We start from the raw sequence: 20,392 nt of genomic DNA, 5'->3' as shown, positions 1-20,392 counted from the left end.
GCCTTGATGAAAAAAGGCGCGATGGTGCCAGCTTTGCTCCGGTCTGGGAAGCCGTTTTTGGCCGGGTGGCACTGTGTTGCGTGTTATGTGGGGTCCGGGTTGCGCCCGTGGGTTGCGCTTTGCCTTGCCCTGAATGTGTGCCTGGGTGTTACCGAGGGGCACCTTTGGTGCGTTTGTAAGTGGGTATTTCAGTAATCCCAACTTGGCACGGGGGGTTGGCGACCTTTCGGCCAAGGCTTGGCACAATGCCCTGCAAGCCGCGTCGTTATTGGTTGCAGAAACATTTCAGACGAAAGCCATTCTCAGCTGGCCCGCTTATTGCCATCCGGAAACCACTGAATGCAGCGACGCCCACTCACACCCCGGCGCGCTGGCCAGTCATTCGTGTAGTCCACCTCCTTACAAAGGTAGTTTTATGAGCGGTAACAATTCCAATGACCTCGCTCAGGGGCTCAAGCAACGGCATGTGACCATGCTGTCGATTGCCGGCGTGATCGGCGCCGGCCTATTCGTCGGCTCCGGCCATGCCATCGCTGCCGCCGGCCCTGCCGTGCTGCTGGCCTACGCCGCCGCTGGTACCCTGGTGGTGCTGGTGATGCGCATGCTCGGCGAAATGGCGGTCGCCTCGCCGGATACCGGTTCCTTCTCCACCTACGCCGACCGCGCCATCGGGCGCTGGGCTGGTTTCACCATTGGCTGGCTGTACTGGTGGTTCTGGGTCCTGGTGATCCCGCTGGAGGCCAACGCCGCCGCGGCCATCCTGCATGCCTGGTTCCCGTCGGTGGACCTGTGGGCCTTCTCCCTGATCATCACCCTGGCGCTGACCGTCACCAACCTGTTCAGCGTGAAGAACTACGGTGAGTTCGAGTTCTGGTTCGCCCTGCTCAAGGTGCTGGCGATCATCGGTTTCATCGTCGTCGGTTGCGCGGCCATGTTCGGCATGGTGCCGAGTAGCCAGGTCAGCGGCGTCAGCCATCTGTTCGATACCCAGGGCTTCATGCCCAACGGCCTGGGCGCGGTGCTGGCCGCGATGCTGACCACCATGTTCTCGTTCATGGGTACCGAGATCGTCACCATTGCCGCCGCCGAGTCGAAAGACCCGGGCAAGCAGATCAGCAAGGCCACCAACTCGGTGATCTGGCGTATCTGCCTGTTCTACCTGGTGTCGATCTTCCTGGTCGTGGCCATGGTGCCGTGGAACGATCCGGCCCTGGCCGAGAAAGGCTCCTACCAGACTGTCCTCAGCCTGATCGGCGTGCCGAATGCCAAGCTGATCGTCGACATCGTCGTGCTGATCGCCGTGACCAGCTGCCTGAACTCGGCGCTGTACACCTCCTCGCGCATGCTGTTCTCCCTGAGCAAGCGTGGCGACGCCCCGGCCATCGCCCAGCGCACCACCAAGGCGGGCACTCCGCACTGGGCCGTGCTGCTGTCCACTGCCGCAGCCTTCCTGTGCGTGTTCGCCAACTTCCTGGCCCCGGCCGCGGTGTTCGAGTTCCTGCTGGCAAGCTCCGGCGCCATCGCCCTGCTGGTGTACCTGGTGATCGCCGTGTCGCAACTGCGCATGCGTGCCCAGCGTGAGGCGAAGGGCGAGAAGATCTCGTTCAAGATGTGGATGTTCCCGGGCCTGACCTGGGCGACCATCGCTTTCATCATCGCCATTCTGGTGGTGATGGGCCTGCGTGAAGACCACCGTGCCGAGATCATCGCCACGGCGATCCTGAGCATTGGCGTGGTGGCGGCTGGCCTGTTGCTGCACCGCAAGCGCGGCGCTGCTGCGCGGGTGGCGCTGGATAGCTGATCCGTTGGCGTGAAATGCAAAGGCCGCGTCCTGTGAGGGGCGCGGCCTTTTTGTTTGACTTGTGCGGGGGTGGGAGCGACTCAGCCGAACTGCTTCTGCTGTTGCTGCTGCCTGGCCACGACTTCCGAGGCAGTGACATAGGCGTCCTGGAACTCGTCGCTTTCCAGCCAGGCCATGGTCGCGTCCTCGTCGGCACCGTCGAGCCATTTGCGGTAGGCGGTGAACACCAGGACGATGTAGTCGGTGGCGTGTTCTTCTTTGTGGCCCTTGAGCACCAGTGCCAGCAGCGGGTCGACCAGGAATACCGAGATCATCGGCACCAGGCCGTTCTCCTGGGCTTGCTTCATCTTTTCGAACAGGCTGTTGTAGCTGCCCGACTCCATGGCCTTGTTGAACACCTGCTCGACGCTGGCGCTGTCACCGGCGCTGGCCTTGACCGCCTGGCCGCTGCGCACCATGCGGTTCTGCTTGGCCTTGGTGGCGGCGCGCTTGGCGCGTTTCTGTTGTTTGGTGTTGGTGGCCATGGGTGGATCCTTGGGGTGTCTGGTAAAGGCGCGTATTGAAGCGTAGTTGCCAGGGAAACCCAAGCAGGTATTCGAGATCGCCGGGGGCGCAACGCGCCCCCGGGGCTTAACTGACTAGCGCCTCCGGCTCATCCTCCTCGAAGCCCCGCGAAGCCCGCCCGACCAGCAACGGATCCGGCGCATGCGCCACGCTGTGATCCTTACCCGGATAATCCAGCGAATGCAGGAAGTGGCGAATGCAGTTGATCCGTGCCCGCTTCTTGTCGTCCGACTTGATTACCGTCCACGGTGCATCGGCGGTGTCGGTGTGGAAGAACATCGCTTCCTTGGCCGCGGTGTAGTCCTCCCACTTGTCCAGCGACTTGATGTCGATGGGCGACAGCTTCCAGTGCTTGAGCGGATCGTCACGGCGCGAAATGAAGCGGCGCAACTGCTCCTCGCGGTTCACCGAGAACCAGAACTTGAACAGCAGGATGCCGCTGTTGCACAGCATGCGCTCCAGCTCCGGCGCTTGGCGCATGAATTCCAGGTACTGCAGGGGCGAGCAGAAGTCCATGACCTTCTCGACCCCGGCGCGGTTGTACCAGGAGCGGTCGAAGAACACCATTTCGCCGGCTGTGGGCAGGTGCTGGACGTAGCGCTGGAAGTACCACTGCCCCTTCTCCTGCTCGGAGGGCTTCTCCAGCGCGACGATGCGCGCGCCGCGCGGGTTCAGGTGCTCCATGAAGCGCTTGATGGTGCCGCCCTTGCCGGCGGCGTCACGGCCCTCGAACAGCACGACGATGCGCTGGCCGGTTTCCTTCACCCAGTTCTGTACCTTGAGCAGCTCGATCTGCAGGTCATGCTTGGCCTTCTCATAGTCCTGGCGGCGCATGCGCGTGCGGTAGGGGTAGTTGGCCGGTAGGCGAGCGGAGGTGCTGTCTTCGTTGCTGCCTTTGCGAGCGTTCGCCACTTCCAGGGCGGCGGGCTGCTGGCTGACCTGGGTAATGGTCTCTTGCGCGGCGGTGCTGGTGGCCGGCTTGCGCTGGCGTGGGCGACGAGGGCGAGGGGCTGGCTTGGGGCTGCTGGCGGCCTCGGCGGGCGCTGGCAGGAGGAGGGTGGCGGATTCTTCGCTCATGGAGGTCCTTGCGGGGGTCGGTCGAATGTCCACCTTCCATCCTATGCAGGAGCAATGGGAGGCATTTTGATATCGATCAACCAGGGGCGAAGGATTCCTGGGGTAAAACGGTAGGCAACAAAAAACCCGCACTAGGCGGGTTTCTTGTGTCGCTTCGGGTAACTTTGCAACCACCAGAAGCTTGAAGGTGGTGCCCAGAGACGGAGTCGAACCGCCGACACGAGGATTTTCAATCCTCTGCTCTACCGACTGAGCTATCTGGGCGACGGGGTGAATTAAATAGATTTTCTCAGAGGCCGTCAACGACTTTTTCAAAAAAATTTAAATTAATTCCGTCGCTTACGATTCGTGGGTCAATTCGAGGGCGGAACGTAGCCTTCGGCCTGGGCGTAATCCTCGCCGGCGAAGAACTTGTCCATCTCGGCCTGGATGAATTTGCGGTCTTCGGCATTCATCATGTTCAGGCGCTTTTCGTTGATCAGCATGGTCTGGTGGTCCTGCCACTCCTTCCAGGCTTTCTGCGAGATGTGCTCGAAGATGTCCTGGCCCTTGGCGCCCGGGTAGGGCGGGCGGTCGAGGCCTGGGAGTTCTTCGTTGTACTTGCGGCACTTCACGGTGCGGGTCATGGCTTATCTCCTGCAATCAGTTCGTCGGCCGCGCGTTGCAGCAGCTTCTTGACAGGGGCGGCGAGGCCCAGGCGCGGCGGGGTGGCGAGGTTATACCAGAGCCAGTCGGGCTCGGCCACGTACGAGCCGACGGGCTCGACACGCACCAGCCAGGGTTCGATGGCCAGTTGGAAATGGCTGAAGGTGTGGGTCAGGCCGTCCAGGGCCTGGCTGCCGTTCAGGCGCAGGCCGTGCTGGTACGCGAGGTCGTCGAGCTGTTCCAGGCTGTCCAGCTCCGGCAGGCTCCATAGTCCGCCCCACAGGCCGGTGGAGGGCCGGCGATAGAGCAGGATCGCGCCTTCGTGGTTGGTCAGCAGCGGCATCAGGGTCTTGCGCTGGGGCAGGGCCTTGCGCGGCTTGGGCTCGGGGTAGCGGGTCTCTTCGCCATGCAGGTGTGCCTCGCAACCCCTTTGCAGCGGGCAGATCAGGCAACTGGGCTTGCTGCGGGTGCACAGCGTGGCGCCCATGTCCATCATGGCCTGGGTGAAGTGGTTGACCCGGGTCATCGGTGTGAAGCGTTCGGCGGTGGCCCAGAGCTGGTTGGCCACTTTGGGCTCGCCGGGGTAGCCGGCCTGCGCGGTGAAGCGGGCCAGCACGCGCTTGACGTTGCCGTCGAGGATCGGTGCGCGGATGCCCATGCTGATGCTGGCGATGGCGCCCGCCGTGGAGCGCCCGATGCCGGGCAATTCGGTGAGTTGCTCGACGCTGCGTGGGAACTCGCCGCCATGCTGCTCGACAACGATCTTCGCGGCTTTTTGCAGGTTACGGGCGCGGGTGTAGTAGCCAAGGCCCGTCCACAGGTGCAGCACCTCGTCCTCCGGCGCCTCGGCCAGAGCCTGCACGGTCGGTAGCGCCTGCATGAAACGGTCGAAGTAGTTGAGCACGGTGCTGACTTGCGTCTGTTGCAGCATGATTTCGGAGACCCACACCCGATACGGGGTGATGCCCTGTTGCCAGGGCAGGTCGTGGCGGCCGTGCTGGTCGTACCAGTCCAGCACGGCGCTGGAGAACTGCTGGGGGGTCATCGTTTGAACAGCCCCTTGAGCGCATCTTTGAGTTCCGGGCTCACCTTGTCTCCGAGTTTCTCTTCGAGTTTTTCATCGATCTTGTCCTTCAGGCGGTTGCCGGCCAGCTTCGCGGCGACCTTGCCCAGGCCGTCCTGGTCCAGGCGGCAGGCCTTGGCGCCCAGCTCCAGCGGGCCACGGCAGCGCAGCGGTACTTCGACACCGGTAAAGCGCTCGTTGACCTGGCAGGCCGGGTCGGGCATGGCGCGCTGGTCGCCCTCGACGATCACACCGACGTTGTAGTCCATGCCCAGCACGCGCAGGTCGAGGTCGCCATGGCCGTTGACGGTCAGGCCCGGGATGCGTGCCTTGAGGTCCGGGTTGCTGGCTACGCCGTTACGCACCACCAGGCTGCCGCGCAGTTCCTGGAACGGCGTGTCCTTGCCCCGTTGTTCGCCGCTGAGCTGCTTGCGGTTGAGGGTGGCGATGGCCTGGCACAGCTGCTGTTCCAGGTTGGCGTTGACCAGCACACCATCATTGATGGTGAAGCTGGCGTTGCCGTTGAGGGTATCGACCAAGGCTTTCTGGCTGTTGCCGGTGGCGGTCAGGTCGCTGTTCAGGGTCAGCAGGCCCTTGACCGGCGGCGCCTGGTCCGGGCTTTCGCGCTTGATGAAGTGCTCCACCGGCACGCGACTGATCTTGGCGTTCACGCCGATCTGCGGCACGGCAGGGCGTACGTCGACAGTGCCCTTGGCCTCGAAGGTGCCGTTGTACAGGCCGCCGCGCAGGGTCTGCAGGGTGACCAGGCCGGCCTGGCCGCTGGCGGTCAACTGCGCGTCGCTGATCGGCAGCTTGTCCAGGGTCAGCGCGCCGAACGACAGGTCGGCCTGCAGGTCCAGGGCGCGCAGGCGGTCGACCGGCAACAGCTTGTCGTTGCTCCAGGCCACCTGGGTCGGAGCGTCGGGCAGTGGTGTGGTGCCCGCGCCAGCGACGGCGGTGGCTTCCTGCTGCTTGACCTCGGCCTGGCGCGCTGCCGTGGCGCCCTTGGCCTCTTCGCTTTTGGCCGGCAGGTAGCGATCGGCGTTGAACGTGTCGGCTTTGAGGCGCACACGCAACGCTTGCTTGGCGAAGTCGTCCACGGCGACACGGCCGGTGAAGGTGCTGTCGTCCAGCTTCACCGCCAGGTCTTCCAGGGCCAGGCTGTTCTGCGTGCCTTGCAGGCGGGTGACCAGCTCCAGTTTCTTGAATGCCGCCGGGTCAGCGGTGGCCGGCAGCGGGTGGCCGATGCTGTCGAGGAAGCTGCGCAGGTCGAACTGGGCGATGGACAGGCCGCCGCTGACCTGCGGGGCCTTGTCGAGGTCACGCACGTTCAGCTCGCCCAGGGCACGCAACTGGTTGGCCGAGACCTTCAGGCCGCTCCAGGACGCGACATTGGCCGCCAGGTCGACCAGCACCTGCCCTTGGGCAACGAAGGTCAGGGTCTTGCCGGAGAGCGGCTCGCCCGAGGTTTCGCCGGACAGACGCATGTCCTCGAGGTTGTAGCGCTTGAGCTTGCGGTCGAAGCGCAGCTCGCCGGTCAGCTCGGTGCGCGCCTTGATGTTCGGCTGGCTGGCGCTGAGGAAGGCGCTGGCCTTGAGCGCGATGTTCGCGCCTTCGTGCACGGGACCTGTGCTCAGCTGGATGCTTTCGGCGCCATAGGTCTGTCCGGCTTTCTCGTCGGTGTAGAGCACGCGGGCGTTATTGACGGTCAGGCTGTCGATGTCGAGCTTGACCGAGCGCTCGCTGGCTTCCGAGTTGGCTGGTGTGGCGGCTGGCGTTTCAGTCGGCGTGCTCGCCGACGCGCCTGCGACGGTCGGCTGCGGCAGTGGCTTGCCGATGTCTTCCCAGTTGCCATGGCCGTTGGCGTCGCGTGTCAGGGTCAGGTTGAGGCCCTCGACCCGCACATCGCTCATCTGCACCTCGCGGCGCAGCAGCGGCAGCACGCGCACTGACAGGCCGAGCATCTGCAGGTCGGCGAACGGCACCTTGGGGTTGTTCAGCGTGGCGATGCTTGCTTCGTGCAGTTCCAGGCCCAGCCAGGGGAACAGGCTCCAGCCGATGTCGCCGTTGAGGGTCAGTTCCACATGGGCCTTGTCGCGGGCCAGCTTGCGGATTTCATCTTTGTAGTCGTTGGGATCGAAGAGGTGGGTCAGGGCGAAGCCCAGCGCCACGATGATCAGCAACAACCCGAGAAGTCCCAGCCCCAGGATTTTGCCGAACGCTTTCATGGGCGAGTCCTTGTAGTCCGATTTAGAAATTCAGCGGCGAGTATAGCGCCGTGGCACTTGGCTCTGCGTATCCGACATTTCGACAGTGGCAATGGCGGCAGTTCATTTGTTGCCTGTCCGGGCCTCATCGCGGAGCAAGCCCGCTCCCACGCGAATCCTGACCAACGTGGGAGCGGGCTTGCCCCGCGATGAGGCCCGAACAGGCGACACAATCTCACCTGAATACGCGAAATACCGATTCAGCTGAAGAAAAAAACACGATATCAGATTGCTTTCATGTCACCCCCTGCTGGTAATCTTGCGCCCGCCCGTGGAGTCCCCGCGACCCATTGTCGCGGGGTGCCAGCCCAAGCGGCCGGGCTGCCTTGCGTGCAGCCGAAGCAGAGCCGTCCATGCGCACAGCCCACCTACAAAAGGAACAATCCATGAACAGCAGTATCACGTCGGGGACGGTGGCGAGCGCGCCGGGCTTCCTGTCGAAGGAGCGCATCATCGCCCGTCCGGGCTTCAATCGCTGGCTGGTGCCGCCGGCGGCCCTGGCGATCCACCTGTGCATCGGCATGGCCTATGGCTTTTCGGTGTTCTGGCTGCCGCTGTCCCAGGCCTTGGGTGTCAGCGCACCGGTGGCCTGCGCCGCCGACATGGGCTTTGTCGCCCGACTGTTCAGCGCCGAGTGCGACTGGCCAATCTCCATGCTCAGCTGGATCTACACCCTGTTCTTCGTGTTCCTCGGCTGCTCGGCCGCGGTGCTCGGCGGCTGGCTGGAGCACGCCGGCCCGCGCAAGGCCGGCCTGGTATCGGCGCTATGCTGGTGCGGTGGCCTGCTGATCTCGGCGATCGGCGTGAAGACCCACCAGTTGTGGCTGATGTGGCTGGGCTCGGGGGTGATCGGTGGGATCGGCCTGGGTCTGGGCTACATCTCGCCGGTGTCGACGCTGATCAAGTGGTTCCCGGACAAGCGCGGCATGGCCACCGGCATGGCGATCATGGGCTTTGGCGGGGGTGCCATGGTGGGCGCGCCGCTGGCCACCGCACTGATGGGCCATTTCTCCAGCCCGACCGAAGTGGGCGTATGGCAGAGTTTCGTGGCCATGGCCGCGATCTACTTCGTGTTCATGACCGCCGGCGCCCTGGCCTACCGCGTGCCGCCGACCGGCTGGAAGCCTGAAGGCTGGACGCCGCCGGCGAAGAAGGCCAACGCCATGGTCACCGATCGTCACGTGCACGTCAGCGTGGCCTGGAAGACCCCGCAGTTCGCCCTGGTGTGGCTGGTGCTGTGCCTGAACGTGTCGGCCGGTATCGGCATCCTGGGCATGGCCTCTCCGCTGTTGCAGGAAGTGTTTGCCGGCAAGCTGCTGGGCAACGAACTGACGTTCAGCGAACTGAACGCCGCGCAGCTGGCGCAGATCGCCGCCATTGCCGCCGGCTTCACCGGGCTGCTGAGCCTGTTCAACATCGGCGGGCGCTTCTTCTGGGCGTCGTTCTCCGACTACATCGGCCGCAAGAATACCTACTTTGCCTTCTTCGCCCTGGGCGTGGGCCTCTACAGCCTGGTGCCGAACATGGGGCACATCGGCAACGTGGCGCTGTTCGTGGCGGCGTTCTGCATCATCCTGTCGATGTACGGCGGCGGTTTCGCCACCGTCCCGGCGTACTTGGCCGACCTGTTCGGCACACAGATGGTCGGCGCCATCCATGGTCGCCTGCTGACGGCCTGGGCGGCGGCAGGCGTGCTCGGCCCAGTGCTGATCACCTACCTGCGCGAGGCGCAGCTGGCTGCGGGCGTGGAGCGCGCGGCGGCTTACGACATGACCTTGTACATTCTCGCCGGCCTGCTGGTGCTGGGCTTCATCTGCAACATGTTGGTGCGGCCGGTAGCGGACAAGTACTTCATGACCGATGCCGAACTGGCTGCCGAGCGAGCGCTGAGCCATGACAAGGGTGTCGATTCGGCACGCTCGCTGGAGTGGCATGCGGCGCCGGGCAGCCTGCCGTTGGTGCTGCTGGCCTGGGCCGTGGTGGTGATTCCGCTGGCCTGGGGGGTGTGGATCACCTTGCAGAAGACGGCGGTGCTGTTTCACTGAGTTAGCTGGCCCTGGGGGCGCTTTGCGCCCCCTTCGCGACACAAGGCCGCTCCCACAGGCATTGCGTACCTTCAGGCTCACGAGGCTCCTGTGGGAGCGGCCCTGTGTCGCGATGGGCTGCGAAGCAGCCCCCAAAGGTACTTGTATAGACCTGTAGGCCCGTCCCGCCCCCGTAATTACTAGCCCTGCCATATGTCATCCGCGTTTCAAGCCGGCGCGTTCTGGGCCTATAATGGAGCCCTTTTCGCCCAATGATTTTGCGGAGCTGGTGATGGTCGAACGTAAGGCTTCCGTCGAGCGCAATACCCTGGAAACCCAGGTCAAGTGCTCGATCAACCTCGATGGCAGCGGCAAGGCCCGATTTGAAATCGGCGTGCCTTTCCTTGAACACATGCTCGACCAGATCGCCCGGCATGGGCTGATCGACCTGGACATCGAGTGCAAGGGCGACCTGCATATCGACGATCACCATACCGTCGAGGACGTTGGCATCACCCTCGGCATGGCGTTCGCCCAGGCCATCGGCGACAAGAAAGGCATCTTCCGCTATGGCCATGCCTATGTGCCGCTGGACGAAGCGTTGTCGCGCGTGGTCATCGACTTCTCGGGGCGCCCGGGCCTGCAGATGCATGTGCCCTACACCCGCGCCACCGTCGGCGGCTTCGATGTCGACCTGTTCCAGGAGTTCTTCCAGGGCTTCGTCAACCACGCCCTGGTGACCCTGCACATCGACAACCTGCGTGGCCACAACACCCACCACCAGATCGAGACCGTGTTCAAGGCTTTCGGCCGCGCCCTGCGCATGGCCGTCACCCTCGACGAGCGCATGGCCGGGCAGATGCCGTCCACCAAAGGGTGCCTGTAAATGCAGACGGTAGCCGTAATCGACTATGGCATGGGCAACCTGCACTCGGTGGCCAAGGCCCTCGAGCACGTGGGCGCCGGCAAGGTGCTGGTGACCAGCGACGCCGCGGTGATTCGTGAAGCCGACCGCGTGGTGTTCCCCGGCGTCGGCGCGATCCGCGACTGCATGGCCGAGATCCGCCGCCTGGGCTTTGACAGCCTGGTGCGCGAGGTCAGCCAGGACCGTCCGTTCCTCGGTATCTGCGTGGGCATGCAGGCGCTGCTCGACCACAGCGAAGAAAACGATGGCGTCGATTGCATCGGCCTGTTCCCCGGCCAGGTGCGCTTCTTCGGTAAAGACCTCAAGGAAGACGGCGAGCACCTGAAGGTGCCGCACATGGGCTGGAACGAAGTGAGCCAGACCATTGACCACCCGCTGTGGCATGACATCCCTGACCGGGCGCGCTTCTACTTTGTGCACAGCTACTACATCAACGCCGGCAAGCTGGGCCAGGTCGTCGGTCGCGGCCACTATGGCGTCGACTTCGCCGCCGCGCTGGCCGATGGCTCGCGCTTTGCCGTGCAGTTCCACCCGGAGAAGAGCCATACCCATGGCCTGCAGCTGCTGCAGAACTTCGTCGCCTGGGACGGGCGCTGGTAAATGAGCCGATCGAAGACCAAGGCCCCGATCATCACGCTGACGCCGGAGCAGGAGCGCGACGCGCTCGACACGCTCAAGCGTTTCCTCGAAGACCGCTTCGAGCTGCAGCTGGGGTCGTTCGAGGTGGCCGAGGTCCTCGAGCTGTTCAGCAAGGAAATTGCACCCCATTACTACAACAGGGCGATTGCCGATGTTCAACTGCACCTCAAGGAGCGGTTCGAGAGCATCGAAAGCGACCTGTGGGCGCTCGAGAAGCCCTGAACCCAACGAACAAGACAGGTTGCCAAGATGCTGATTATCCCCGCTATCGATCTCAAGGACGGTGCCTGCGTACGCCTGCGCCAAGGCCGCATGGAAGACTCCACCGTATTCTCCGACGACCCGGTGAGCATGGCCGCCAAATGGGTCGAGGGTGGCTGCCGTCGCCTGCACCTGGTCGACCTGAACGGCGCCTTTGAAGGCCAACCGGTCAACGGTGAAGTGGTCACTGCCATCGCCAAGCGCTACCCGAACCTGCCGATCCAGATCGGCGGCGGCATCCGCTCGCTGGAAACCATCGAGCACTACGTCAAGGCCGGCGTCAGCCACGTGATCATCGGCACCAAGGCGGTCAAGCAGCCCGAGTTCGTCGCCGAAGCGTGCAAGGCCTTCCCGGGCAAGGTCATCGTCGGTCTTGATGCGAAAGACGGCTTCGTCGCCACCGACGGCTGGGCCGAAGTGAGCTCGGTGCAGGTCATTGACCTGGCCAAGCGTTTCGAGGCCGATGGCGTCTCGGCGATCGTCTACACCGACATCGCCAAGGACGGCATGATGCAGGGCTGCAACGTGCCCTTCACCAAGGCCTTGGCCGAAGCCACCTCGATCCCGGTGATCGCCTCGGGCGGCATCCACAACCTGGGCGACATCAAGGCCCTGCTGGACGCCAAGGCCCCCGGCATCATCGGCGCCATCACCGGCCGCGCCATCTACGAAGGCACCCTCGACGTCGCCGAGGCCCAGGCCTTCTGCGACAACTATCAAGGCTAAGGAGCGACCATGGCACTGGCCAAGCGCATCATCCCTTGCCTGGACGTGGACAACGGCCGGGTGGTCAAGGGCGTCAAGTTCGAGAACATCCGCGATGCCGGCGACCCGGTGGAGATTGCCCGGCGCTACAACGAGCAGGGCGCGGACGAGATCACCTTCCTGGACATCACCGCCAGCGTCGATGGCCGTGACACCACCCTGCATACCGTCGAGCGCATGGCCAGCCAGGTGTTCATCCCGCTGACCGTCGGTGGCGGCGTGCGTACCGTGCAGGACATCCGCAACCTGCTCAACGCCGGTGCCGACAAGGTCTCGATCAACACCGCGGCAGTGTTCAACCCTGAGTTCGTGGGTGAGGCGGCGGACCGTTTCGGTTCGCAGTGCATCGTCGTTGCCATCGACGCCAAGAAGGTTTCTGGACCGGGCGAAACGCCGCGCTGGGAGATCTTTACCCATGGCGGGCGCAAGCCGACCGGGCTGGATGCCGTCGAGTGGGCGAAAAAGATGGAAGGCCTGGGCGCCGGCGAGATCCTGCTGACCAGCATGGACCAGGATGGCATGAAGAACGGCTTCGACCTGGGTGTTACCCGGGCGATCAGCGATGCGTTGGGGATTCCGGTGATTGCCTCCGGTGGCGTGGGCAACCTGCAACACCTGGCGGACGGAATTCTGGAAGGCCACGCCAGCGCGGTGCTGGCGGCGAGTATCTTCCACTTTGGCGAGTACACGGTGCCTGAGGCGAAGGCCTATATGGCTTCGCGTGGGATCGTCGTTCGCTGACAGAGCGCTGGGAGGGCTTCGCCCTCCTTTCGCGACACAAGGCCGCTCCCACAAGTACAGCACTGCACCTGAGGCTGGCGTCGTGCCTGTGGGAGCGGCCTTGTGTCGCGAAAGGGCCGCGAAGCGGCCCCAGAGGCATCACCCGTGGTTCTTGCCAAGCAAGGCATGGTAAAGCTCGGTATCCCCAAGAATCCCCACCACCTTGTCGTTATCCTGCAGCACCAGCTTGTTGCCGGTCTGGTAACGAATCTGCAGCGCCTCGCGCATGCCGATATCGGCGTGCACCACGGTCGGCCTGCGCTCCAGCAGCTCCACATCCTGCCCCGGTGCCCAGTTCTGCATATCCAGCCCGTTCTGGCCCTGGCGCGCGCGCTTGAGCGAGCCTCCCTCGCCGAGGTCCAGCCATGAGTCGATTCCCGGGTCCAGGCACACCGAGCCGTTGACCCGCTTGCACTGGTCCAGGCTGCGCATCAGGCTGCGGCCGCACAGCACGTTGAGCGGGTTGGTGTGGGCGACGAAGGTACGCACGTACTCGTCGGCCGGGTTGAGCACGATGTCTTCCGGCTTGCTGTACTGGATGATCCGCCCGTCCTTCATGATCGCGATGCGGCTGCCCAGCTTCAGGGCCTCGTCGAGGTCGTGGCTGACGAAGACGATGGTCTTGCTCAGCTTGCTCTGCAGGGCCAGCAGTTCGTCCTGCAGGCCCTGGCGGATCAGCGGGTCAAGGGCCGAGAACGGTTCGTCCATCAGCAGGATGTCGGCGTCCATCGCCAGCGCCCGGGCCAGGCCGACGCGCTGCTGCATGCCACCCGAGAGTTCATCCGGCTTCTTGTTTCGCCACTGGGTCAGGCCCACCAGCTCGAGCTTTTCATCCACCAGCTTGCGCCGTTCCTTCTCGGGACGGCCCTGCATCTCCAGGCCAAAACTGATGTTCTCGCGCACCGTCAGCCAGGGCATCAGGGCGAACTTCTGGAACACCATGGCGATGCGCTTGGTGCGCATCATTTTCAGCTCCGCCGGGGTGCAGTGGGCGATGTCGATGTGCTTGCCTTCATGCTCGACGAACAGCTTGCCGCGGCTCACGGTGTTGAGGCCGTTGATGCAGCGCAGCAAGCTGGATTTGCCAGAGCCGGACAGGCCCATCAGCACGCAGATCTCGCCCTTGTTGATGTCCAGGTTGGCCTTCTCGACACCGACCACCAGCCCGGTTTGCTTGAGGATCTGCTCGCGGGTCTTGCCCTGGTCGAGCAGGGCCAGGGCCTCGCGCGGCTTGCTGGAGAAAATGACGTCGACGTCTTCGAAACGAATGATGCTCATGCCTCACCCCTTACCGGCAGCTCCGGTTGCTTGCAGATACGGTCGAGCATGATTGCCAGCAGCACGATGGCCAGGCCCGCTTCGAAGCCCAGGGAGATATCGGCGGTGTTCAGTGCGTTGACCACGGGTTTGCCCAGGCCGTCGGCGCCGACCAGGGCGGCAATCACCACCATCGACAGCGACAGCATGATGCATTGCGTCACGCCGGCGGCGATGCTCGGCATGGCGTGGGGCAGTTCGATACGGGTCAGCAACTGGCGGCGCGAGCAACCGAAGGCCTTGCCGGCGTCCATCAGTTCCTGCGGCACGTCGCAGATACCCAGATAAGTGAGGCGGATGGGCGCGGCGATGGCGAACACCACGGTGGAAATCAGTCCTGGCACCACGCCCAGGCCGAACAGGGTCAAGGTCGGGATCAGGTAGACGAAGGTGGGCACGGTCTGCATCAGGTCCAGTACCGGGCGCATGGCGGTGTAGAACATTGGTTTGTGCGCGGCGGCGATGCCCAGCGGCACGCCGATGACCACGCAGACCACCGTGGCGAAGGTGACCTGCGCCAGGGTTTCCATGGTTTCCTGCCAGTAGCCCAGGTTGAGGATCAGCAGGAACGACAGGGCGACGAAGACGGTGAGGGCCCACTTGCGCTGGATCAGGTGCGCGAGGGCGGCGAACAGGGCGATGAGCACGAACGGGTTGAACCAGGTCAGGGCGCTGGTGACCCCATGGATCATGAATTCCAGGCCTGCGGCGATGGCGTCAAAGTAACTGGCGCCGTTCTGGGTCAACCATTCGACGAATGAGGCGATGTACTGCCCCAGGGGTATTTTCTGATCGATAAGCATGATAGCGAGCTTCCACCTGCAAAGATTGAAATCAGTCCGGGGCGGGCACGGTCCCGCCCCGAGGTGTTGCCATTGCGTCTTGCGTTATTGCGTCAGTTTGGCCTTGGCCGCCTCGAGGCCGGGCTTGCCGTCCACGGTGGTCACGCCGGCCAGCCAGGCATCCAGCTTGCCGGGGTTGTCCTTGAGCCATTTCTTGGCCGCCGCCTCGGGTTTCATCTTGTCGTCCAGGACATAGCCCATCATGGTGCTTTCATCCTTGAGCTCGAACGACAGGTTCTTCAGCAACTGGCCGACGTTGGCGCATTCCTGCGCATAGCCCTTGCGGGTGTTGGTGAGCACGGTGGCCTTGCCGAAATCGGGACCGAAGTAGGCGTCCCCGCCGGTCAGGTACTGCATCTTGAAGCGGGTGTTCATCGGGTGTGGTTCCCAACCGAGGAACACGATCGCCTCGTCGCGCTTCTGCGCCCGCTCTACCTGGGCGAGCATGCCGGCCTCGCTGGACTGCACGATCTGGAAACCGGCGTCCTTCAGGCCGAAGGCGTTGTCGTCGATCATCTTCTGGATGGTGCGGTTGCCGTCGTTGCCGGGTTCGATGCCGTAGATCTTGCCCTTGAGCTCCTGCTTGAACTTGGGCAGGTTGGCGAAATCCTTCAGGCCCTTGTCATACAGGGCCTGGGGCACGGCCAGGGTGTACTTGGCGTTCTCCAGGTTGGCGCGCACGGTCTCGACGGTGCCGGCGTCGCGGTACTGCTTGATGTCGTTCTCCATGGTCGGCATCCAGTTGCCGAGAAACACGTCCAGGTCCTTGCCGGTGGCCAGCGACTTGTAGGTCACCGGTACCGAGATCATGGTGGTGTGGGTCTTGTAGCCCAGGGCTTCGAGCACGACGCTGGTGGTCGCGGTGGTGACCGTGATGTCGGTCCAGCCGACATCCGAGAAACGCACCGTCTGACACTGCTCGGGTTCGGCGGCCTGGGCCAGCAGCGGAGCGGACAGCAACGCGACCAGCAACAGCTTGGGTGAAGCTTTCATGGATGGACTCCTGTGATTTTATCTTCGGGTTCGCGTGGGTCGCCGGGCGTTCTCAGGGCTCCGGTCGACCAGGCCTGCAGAGGGCAGGATGCGAGGCCGTGCAATACGAGTCGCTTTCGATAATCCTCCAGCGTTCGGCAATCGCCTACTGGTGGCGTCGTATCCAGTACAGGACGGGTCGCATCCAGTACGGACGATGTCGCAACTGGATTTTTCCACCCCCCGGCCTCGGTTTTTGCGGCGTCCCGGCGCTGGAAAACGGCGCACGCAGGGCCGGTGCAGTGGCGGCGCTGCTGGACAAAAGTACGTCGGTTGCAGACGGCGAGGGGGTGGGCAAAAGCCCGATGATGCGAGCATTCCGAGGCGGCTCGAGCTTTCAGCCTAGCAGTTGCGCAAGGCGGTGTTCGGCGCTGCGAGACAAGCCCATCAAGAGGTGATGCGACAATGGCCATCAGCGTGTTCGACCTGTTCAAGATCGGTGTCGGGCCTTCCAGCTCACACACCGTCGGCCCCATGCGCGCCGGCGCGCTGTTCGTCCAGGGGCTGCGCGAGCGCGGTGAGCTGGAGCGGGTGCGGCGCGTCGAAGTGAGGCTGTATGGCTCGCTGTCGGCCACCGGTGTCGGTCACGGCACCGACAACGCCACGATCATGGGCCTGATGGGCGAATGGCCCGACGCCATCGACCCCAGCCAGATCACCCCGCGCATCGCCGACCTGCGCGAAACCAACGTGCTCAAGCTCGACAACCACCTGCCCATCGAGTTCGTCTGGGCCCGCGACATGCTGCTGCTGGACGAGAACCTGCCGTACCATCCCAATGCCATGACCCTGATCGCCGAAGGTGAGGCGGGCGAGCTGCACCGCGACACCTATTACTCGGTGGGCGGCGGTTTCGTGGTCGATGCCGCCCAGGCCGCCAGCGGCGTGCTGGACGCCGACCAGACCGTGCTGCCCTACGACTTCGACAGCGCCGCCGAACTGCTGCGCCTGTGCAAGCAAAACGACCTGCGCGTGTCGCAATTGATGCTGGAGAACGAAAAGGTCTGGCGCAGCGAAGCGGAGATCCGCGCCGGCCTGCTCAAGCTCTGGCAAGCCATGCAGGAGTGCGTGAACAACGGCCTCAAGCATGAAGGCATCCTCCCGGGAGGGCTCAATGTGCGCCGCCGCGCCGCCCGCCTGCACCGCAGCCTGCAGGAGCTGGGCAAGCCTAACGTGATCGGCTCGACCATGAGCGCCATGGAGTGGGTCAACCTGTTTGCCCTGGCGGTCAACGAAGAGAACGCCGCTGGCGGGCGCATGGTCACCGCGCCCACCAACGGTGCGGCGGGCATCATCCCGGCGGTGTTGCACTACTACATGCGGTTCTCCGATGCGGTGGATGAGTCCAATGTGGTGGACTTCTTCCTCGGCGCGGCGGCAGTGGGCATCCTGTGCAAGAAGAACGCCTCGATCTCCGGCGCCGAGGTTGGTTGCCAGGGCGAGGTCGGTTCGGCTTGTGCCATGGCTGCCGCAGGCTTGGCCGACGTGCTTGGCGCCACCCCGGCGCAGTTGGAGAACGCCGCCGAGATCGCCCTTGAACACAACCTTGGCCTGACCTGCGACCCGGTCGGTGGCCTGGTGCAGGTGCCCTGCATCGAGCGCAACGCCATCGCTGCGGTGAAGGCGATCAATGCCGTGCAGATGGCCTTACGCGGTGATGGCGATCATTTCATCTCCTTGGACCAGGTGATCCGCACCATGCGCGACACCGGCGCCGACATGCATGACAAGTACAAGGAAACCTCCCGTGGGGGCCTGGCGGTCAGCGTCATCGAATGCTGATGCGCCGTTCTGGCCCGCGCGTGACCGATGCGCCACATTCTGGCGCACTGGTTGTCATCTACCGGCCGTCGCCTGTCGTTACCAGCAGGGTCATTGTCGGTGACACTCAAGTCTGTCGCATCTGGGCAACTTTCCCACAAGTGCTACCGAATTGCTCAGCGGTGACGCGCAGGGGCGCTGGCGCGCCCGTTTGCGTTTGAACTGACGTTCATCACCCGGCCCGCTGGAAGGCGCATGCCGACGTCGTTTTTGGGTTTTATTGGATGAGCGTTCAATTTCAGGCATGCCATTTGCGTTGAGATTGGCAAAGCCCCTGCATACGAAACGGGGCCATTACAAGAACAGTGCTCGCCTGAGGCACACCCTGCATTGTGTGAGGAGAAATCGCGATGACGTCGTACACCTCCGGGACCCCAACCCAGAACCGCACAGCACCCCAGTCCATCGGCTTTCTCCTGCTGGACAACTTCACCCTCATTTCCCTGGCGTCGGCGGTCGAGCCGCTGCGCATGGCCAACCAGCTGTCCGGTCGCGAGCTCTACCGCTGGCATACTCTGACCGTAGACGGTGGCCAAGTCTGGGCCAGTGATGGCTTGCAGATCACCCCCGATGCCGCCATGCACAGCGCGCCCCCGATCGACACCGTGATCGTCTGCGGCGGTGTGGGCATCCAGCGCACCGTCACCCGCGAGCACGTCACCTGGCTACAGGCCCAGGCCCGCCAGTCGCGCCGCCTGGGCGCGGTGTGCACCGGCAGCTGGGCGCTGGCCTGCGCCGGCCTGCTCGACGGTTTCGACTGCAGCGTGCACTGGGAATGCCTGGCGGCGATGCAGGAAGCCTACCCGCGGGTGAACATGAGCACCCGCCTGTTCACCCTCGACCGCAACCGCTTCACCAGCTCCGGCGGCACCGCGCCGCTGGACATGATGCTGCACCTGATCAGCCGCGATCATGGCCGTGAGCTGTCGGCGGCGATCTCCGAGATGTTCGTCTACGAACGCATCCGCAACGAACAGGACCACCAGCGCGTGCCGCTCAAGCACATGCTCGGCACCAACCAGCCGAAGCTGCAGGAAATCGTCGCGCTGATGGAGGCCAACCTCGAGGAGCCGATCGACCTGGACGAACTGGCGGTGTACGTGGCCGTGTCGCGGCGCCAACTCGAGCGACTGTTCCAGAAGTACCTGCACTGCTCGCCGTCGCGCTACTACCTCAAGCTACGCCTGATCCGTGCCCGGCAATTGCTCAAGCAGACGCCGATGTCGATCATCGAGGTGGCGTCGGTGTGCGGGTTCGTGTCCACGCCGCACTTCTCCAAGTGCTACCGCGAGTACTTCGGCATTCCGCCGCGTGACGAGCGCGTGGGCTCGAACACCACCCAGCAGGTGGCAATGATGCCGATTCCGCAAGCCATGGCCTTGTCACCGCACAGCGGGCCGATGGCGGCGCTGAGCCAGGCGCGTAACGAGTCGACCTTTGCCAGTGTGCGCCTGTAGCTGAACATCGGTCCCTGTAGGAGCGGCACAAGGCCGCTCTTACAAAGGGCCAGTCAATGCTTCAGGCACGTTTGTTGAACTGCGCCAACGCCGGCAGCAACTGCTTGTCGATGGCTTGGCGCACGGCCGGCAGGATCGTCGCGCTGCCGGTGTACATCTGCTCGACCATGCCCTTCAGCGCCCGCGCATTGGGCTCGGTCAGTCCGCGTATCACCACCTCGCAGGCCTGCTCGGCGCTGGCGCCGGCCGGAATGTCGAAACCCCGCGAGCGCAGCTGGCCCAGCAGGTCGTCCTGGTCGATCAAGTCCGCATGCATCATGACTAATGTCCTTCGCCGCTGTTGTTTTCAATTGATTCTGTGTCCGATGCTCCGGGGCGGCAAGGGCGGATTGTCACGATGGCTGCTTTGACTACGAACAGGTCGTTTACGGCTAAATCGTCGGGAAAGGAGGGCCGCAGATTGATGTCACGGCACCGGGGGCTTGGTCACTCTCGGCGTTTTTCAAACTAGTTGTCGCGTCACTCCTCGATCAGATACAGGTAGTCGTACTGACCACGCACCGAAGACGGTAAGTATGTGATGTCCCACGACCACACACGATTCGGTGCCTGGGTCGCATGTGTTGTCGGCTCGGCATTACGTCCAGGGCGCTGAGCACGTCCTCGGTGCTGCCTCTGTCCGGCAGTTCGAAGCTGCAGCGCAGTTCAATCTCAAGTTCTTTGATGCATTTCTGATCCTGCCGGGCTTGTTCCCGATCAACCTTGGGTTGCGCTTGTTGAGACGCCATTGCGCTCAGAAGCCCTTGCCGTCACGCGGTTATCTGCTTGGCATACAAGCTTTTGCGACGACAGTATTCGCCCAATTCAATCTCGGACAGGCTGGCACACTCGGTGACTGCAGCGAATTTCACCTCCACCGACTAACTCTCGGTCGGGTGTTTGGGGGCGGACACCACTACGGATCCTTTGGTACTGGCTTGCCGACGTCAGGTGTACAGAGACATTTCAGGAACGCCCTCGGCCATCGTCAGATTGAATGGAGGGAGCAACATCTTGAGGAATTCGGCTTTGCGCTCAGAGGAATAGTACGGCACAACGGCTCTGTTTGCGCC

General features: G+C 63.6%; 18 protein-coding genes, 1 tRNA gene and 1 pseudogene. 9 read left to right on the top strand and 11 right to left on the bottom strand.

Annotated features, from left to right (window positions below; translation table 11 throughout):
* Window positions 1-415: 415 nt before the first annotated feature.
* A complete protein-coding gene (gene gabP, locus AC25M7_RS01175) occupies window positions 416-1,801 on the top strand; it encodes a GABA permease (protein ID WP_028688470.1) in 1,386 nt (461 codons plus the stop codon).
* A gap of 80 nt (window positions 1,802-1,881) precedes the next feature.
* Here gabP and AC25M7_RS01170 read toward each other — a convergent pair whose 3' ends face one another.
* From AC25M7_RS01170 to AC25M7_RS01145, 6 genes are all read right to left on the bottom strand, one after another.
* Complete coding sequence (locus AC25M7_RS01170; RefSeq protein ID WP_028688469.1) at window positions 1,882-2,325, bottom strand: hypothetical protein; 444 nt, start codon at window positions 2,323-2,325, stop codon at window positions 1,882-1,884.
* A 106-nt stretch (window positions 2,326-2,431) separates the two neighbouring features.
* A complete protein-coding gene (ppk2, locus tag AC25M7_RS01165) occupies window positions 2,432-3,442 on the bottom strand; it encodes a polyphosphate kinase 2 (RefSeq protein ID WP_028688468.1) in 1,011 nt (336 codons plus the stop codon).
* 188 nt (window positions 3,443-3,630) lie between these two features.
* A tRNA-Phe gene (locus AC25M7_RS01160) sits at window positions 3,631-3,706 on the bottom strand.
* A gap of 89 nt (window positions 3,707-3,795) precedes the next feature.
* Entirely contained in the window at window positions 3,796-4,068 is a 273-nt protein-coding gene (locus tag AC25M7_RS01155) for an oxidative damage protection protein (protein WP_011536185.1), read from the bottom strand.
* The gene (mutY, locus tag AC25M7_RS01150; protein ID WP_028688467.1) at window positions 4,065-5,132 is read right to left on the bottom strand and encodes an A/G-specific adenine glycosylase; all 1,068 of its coding nucleotides are present in this window, start codon (window positions 5,130-5,132) and stop codon (window positions 4,065-4,067) included. Before mutY ends, AC25M7_RS01155 begins: the two co-directional genes overlap by 4 nt.
* Window positions 5,129-7,378: an AsmA family protein gene (locus tag AC25M7_RS01145; protein ID WP_028688466.1), complete on the bottom strand. Its 2,250-nt coding sequence runs from the start codon at window positions 7,376-7,378 to the stop codon at window positions 5,129-5,131. The genes mutY and AC25M7_RS01145 overlap by 4 nt, the downstream gene beginning before the upstream one ends.
* Before the next feature lie 425 nt (window positions 7,379-7,803).
* Between AC25M7_RS01145 and AC25M7_RS01140 the strand changes: the two genes are divergently transcribed.
* The 6 genes from AC25M7_RS01140 (at window position 7,804) to hisF (ending at window position 12,772) form a co-directional block, all read left to right on the top strand.
* Window positions 7,804-9,462 (top strand): OFA family MFS transporter, encoded by a 1,659-nt coding sequence (locus AC25M7_RS01140; protein ID WP_028688465.1) that lies wholly within the window; start codon window positions 7,804-7,806, stop codon window positions 9,460-9,462.
* Between the two features lie 271 nt (window positions 9,463-9,733).
* The gene (hisB, locus tag AC25M7_RS01135; protein WP_028688464.1) at window positions 9,734-10,327 is read left to right on the top strand and encodes an imidazoleglycerol-phosphate dehydratase HisB; all 594 of its coding nucleotides are present in this window, start codon (window positions 9,734-9,736) and stop codon (window positions 10,325-10,327) included.
* Entirely contained in the window at window positions 10,328-10,966 is a 639-nt protein-coding gene (gene hisH, locus AC25M7_RS01130; RefSeq protein WP_486970641.1) for an imidazole glycerol phosphate synthase subunit HisH, read from the top strand.
* Window positions 10,967-11,227, top strand: coding sequence for a DUF2164 domain-containing protein (locus tag AC25M7_RS01125; protein ID WP_028688462.1), 261 nt, complete (start codon window positions 10,967-10,969; stop codon window positions 11,225-11,227). It begins immediately after the preceding gene.
* 27 nt (window positions 11,228-11,254) lie between these two features.
* The gene (gene hisA / locus AC25M7_RS01120) at window positions 11,255-11,992 is read left to right on the top strand and encodes a 1-(5-phosphoribosyl)-5-[(5-phosphoribosylamino)methylideneamino]imidazole-4-carboxamide isomerase (RefSeq protein ID WP_028688461.1); all 738 of its coding nucleotides are present in this window, start codon (window positions 11,255-11,257) and stop codon (window positions 11,990-11,992) included.
* Between the two features lie 9 nt (window positions 11,993-12,001).
* On the top strand, window positions 12,002-12,772 hold the full coding sequence (gene hisF, locus AC25M7_RS01115; protein WP_008091498.1) for an imidazole glycerol phosphate synthase subunit HisF: 771 nt from the start codon (window positions 12,002-12,004) through the stop codon (window positions 12,770-12,772).
* A gap of 138 nt (window positions 12,773-12,910) precedes the next feature.
* On the opposite strand, the gene choV is transcribed toward hisF, so the two are convergent.
* The 3 genes from choV to AC25M7_RS01100 form a co-directional block, all read right to left on the bottom strand.
* The gene (gene choV, locus AC25M7_RS01110; protein WP_028688460.1) at window positions 12,911-14,089 is read right to left on the bottom strand and encodes a choline ABC transporter ATP-binding protein; all 1,179 of its coding nucleotides are present in this window, start codon (window positions 14,087-14,089) and stop codon (window positions 12,911-12,913) included.
* Window positions 14,086-14,934, bottom strand: coding sequence for a choline ABC transporter permease subunit (gene choW, locus AC25M7_RS01105; RefSeq protein ID WP_172402369.1), 849 nt, complete (start codon window positions 14,932-14,934; stop codon window positions 14,086-14,088). The genes choV and choW overlap by 4 nt, the downstream gene beginning before the upstream one ends.
* A gap of 81 nt (window positions 14,935-15,015) precedes the next feature.
* Window positions 15,016-15,963 carry a choline ABC transporter substrate-binding protein gene (locus AC25M7_RS01100; protein WP_069015877.1) on the bottom strand — a complete coding sequence of 316 codons (948 nt, stop codon included), beginning with the start codon at window positions 15,961-15,963 and terminating at the stop codon, window positions 15,016-15,018.
* Between the two features lie 444 nt (window positions 15,964-16,407).
* On the opposite strand from AC25M7_RS01100, the gene AC25M7_RS01095 reads away from it, so the two are divergent.
* Together AC25M7_RS01095 and gbdR are read left to right on the top strand one after the other, a co-directional pair.
* Window positions 16,408-17,784 carry an L-serine ammonia-lyase gene (locus tag AC25M7_RS01095; protein WP_028688458.1) on the top strand — a complete coding sequence of 459 codons (1,377 nt, stop codon included), beginning with the start codon at window positions 16,408-16,410 and terminating at the stop codon, window positions 17,782-17,784.
* A gap of 389 nt (window positions 17,785-18,173) precedes the next feature.
* Window positions 18,174-19,280, top strand: a complete 1,107-nt coding sequence (gene gbdR, locus AC25M7_RS01090) for a choline metabolism transcriptional regulator GbdR (RefSeq protein WP_028688457.1) — start codon at window positions 18,174-18,176, stop codon at window positions 19,278-19,280.
* A 61-nt stretch (window positions 19,281-19,341) separates the two neighbouring features.
* Here gbdR and AC25M7_RS01085 read toward each other — a convergent pair whose 3' ends face one another.
* Window positions 19,342-19,599: a hypothetical protein gene (locus tag AC25M7_RS01085; RefSeq protein ID WP_028688456.1), complete on the bottom strand. Its 258-nt coding sequence runs from the start codon at window positions 19,597-19,599 to the stop codon at window positions 19,342-19,344.
* Between the two features lie 203 nt (window positions 19,600-19,802).
* Window positions 19,803-19,973, bottom strand: a pseudogene (locus AC25M7_RS01080) (IS3 family transposase); the annotation flags it as partial.
* Window positions 19,974-20,392: the final 419 nt, after the last annotated feature.

The sequence above is a fragment of the Pseudomonas sp. P106(2024) genome, assembly GCF_057480815.1.
The sequence above is the reverse complement of the archived record's forward strand: the minus strand, read 5'-3'. Positions and strand labels throughout refer to the sequence as shown.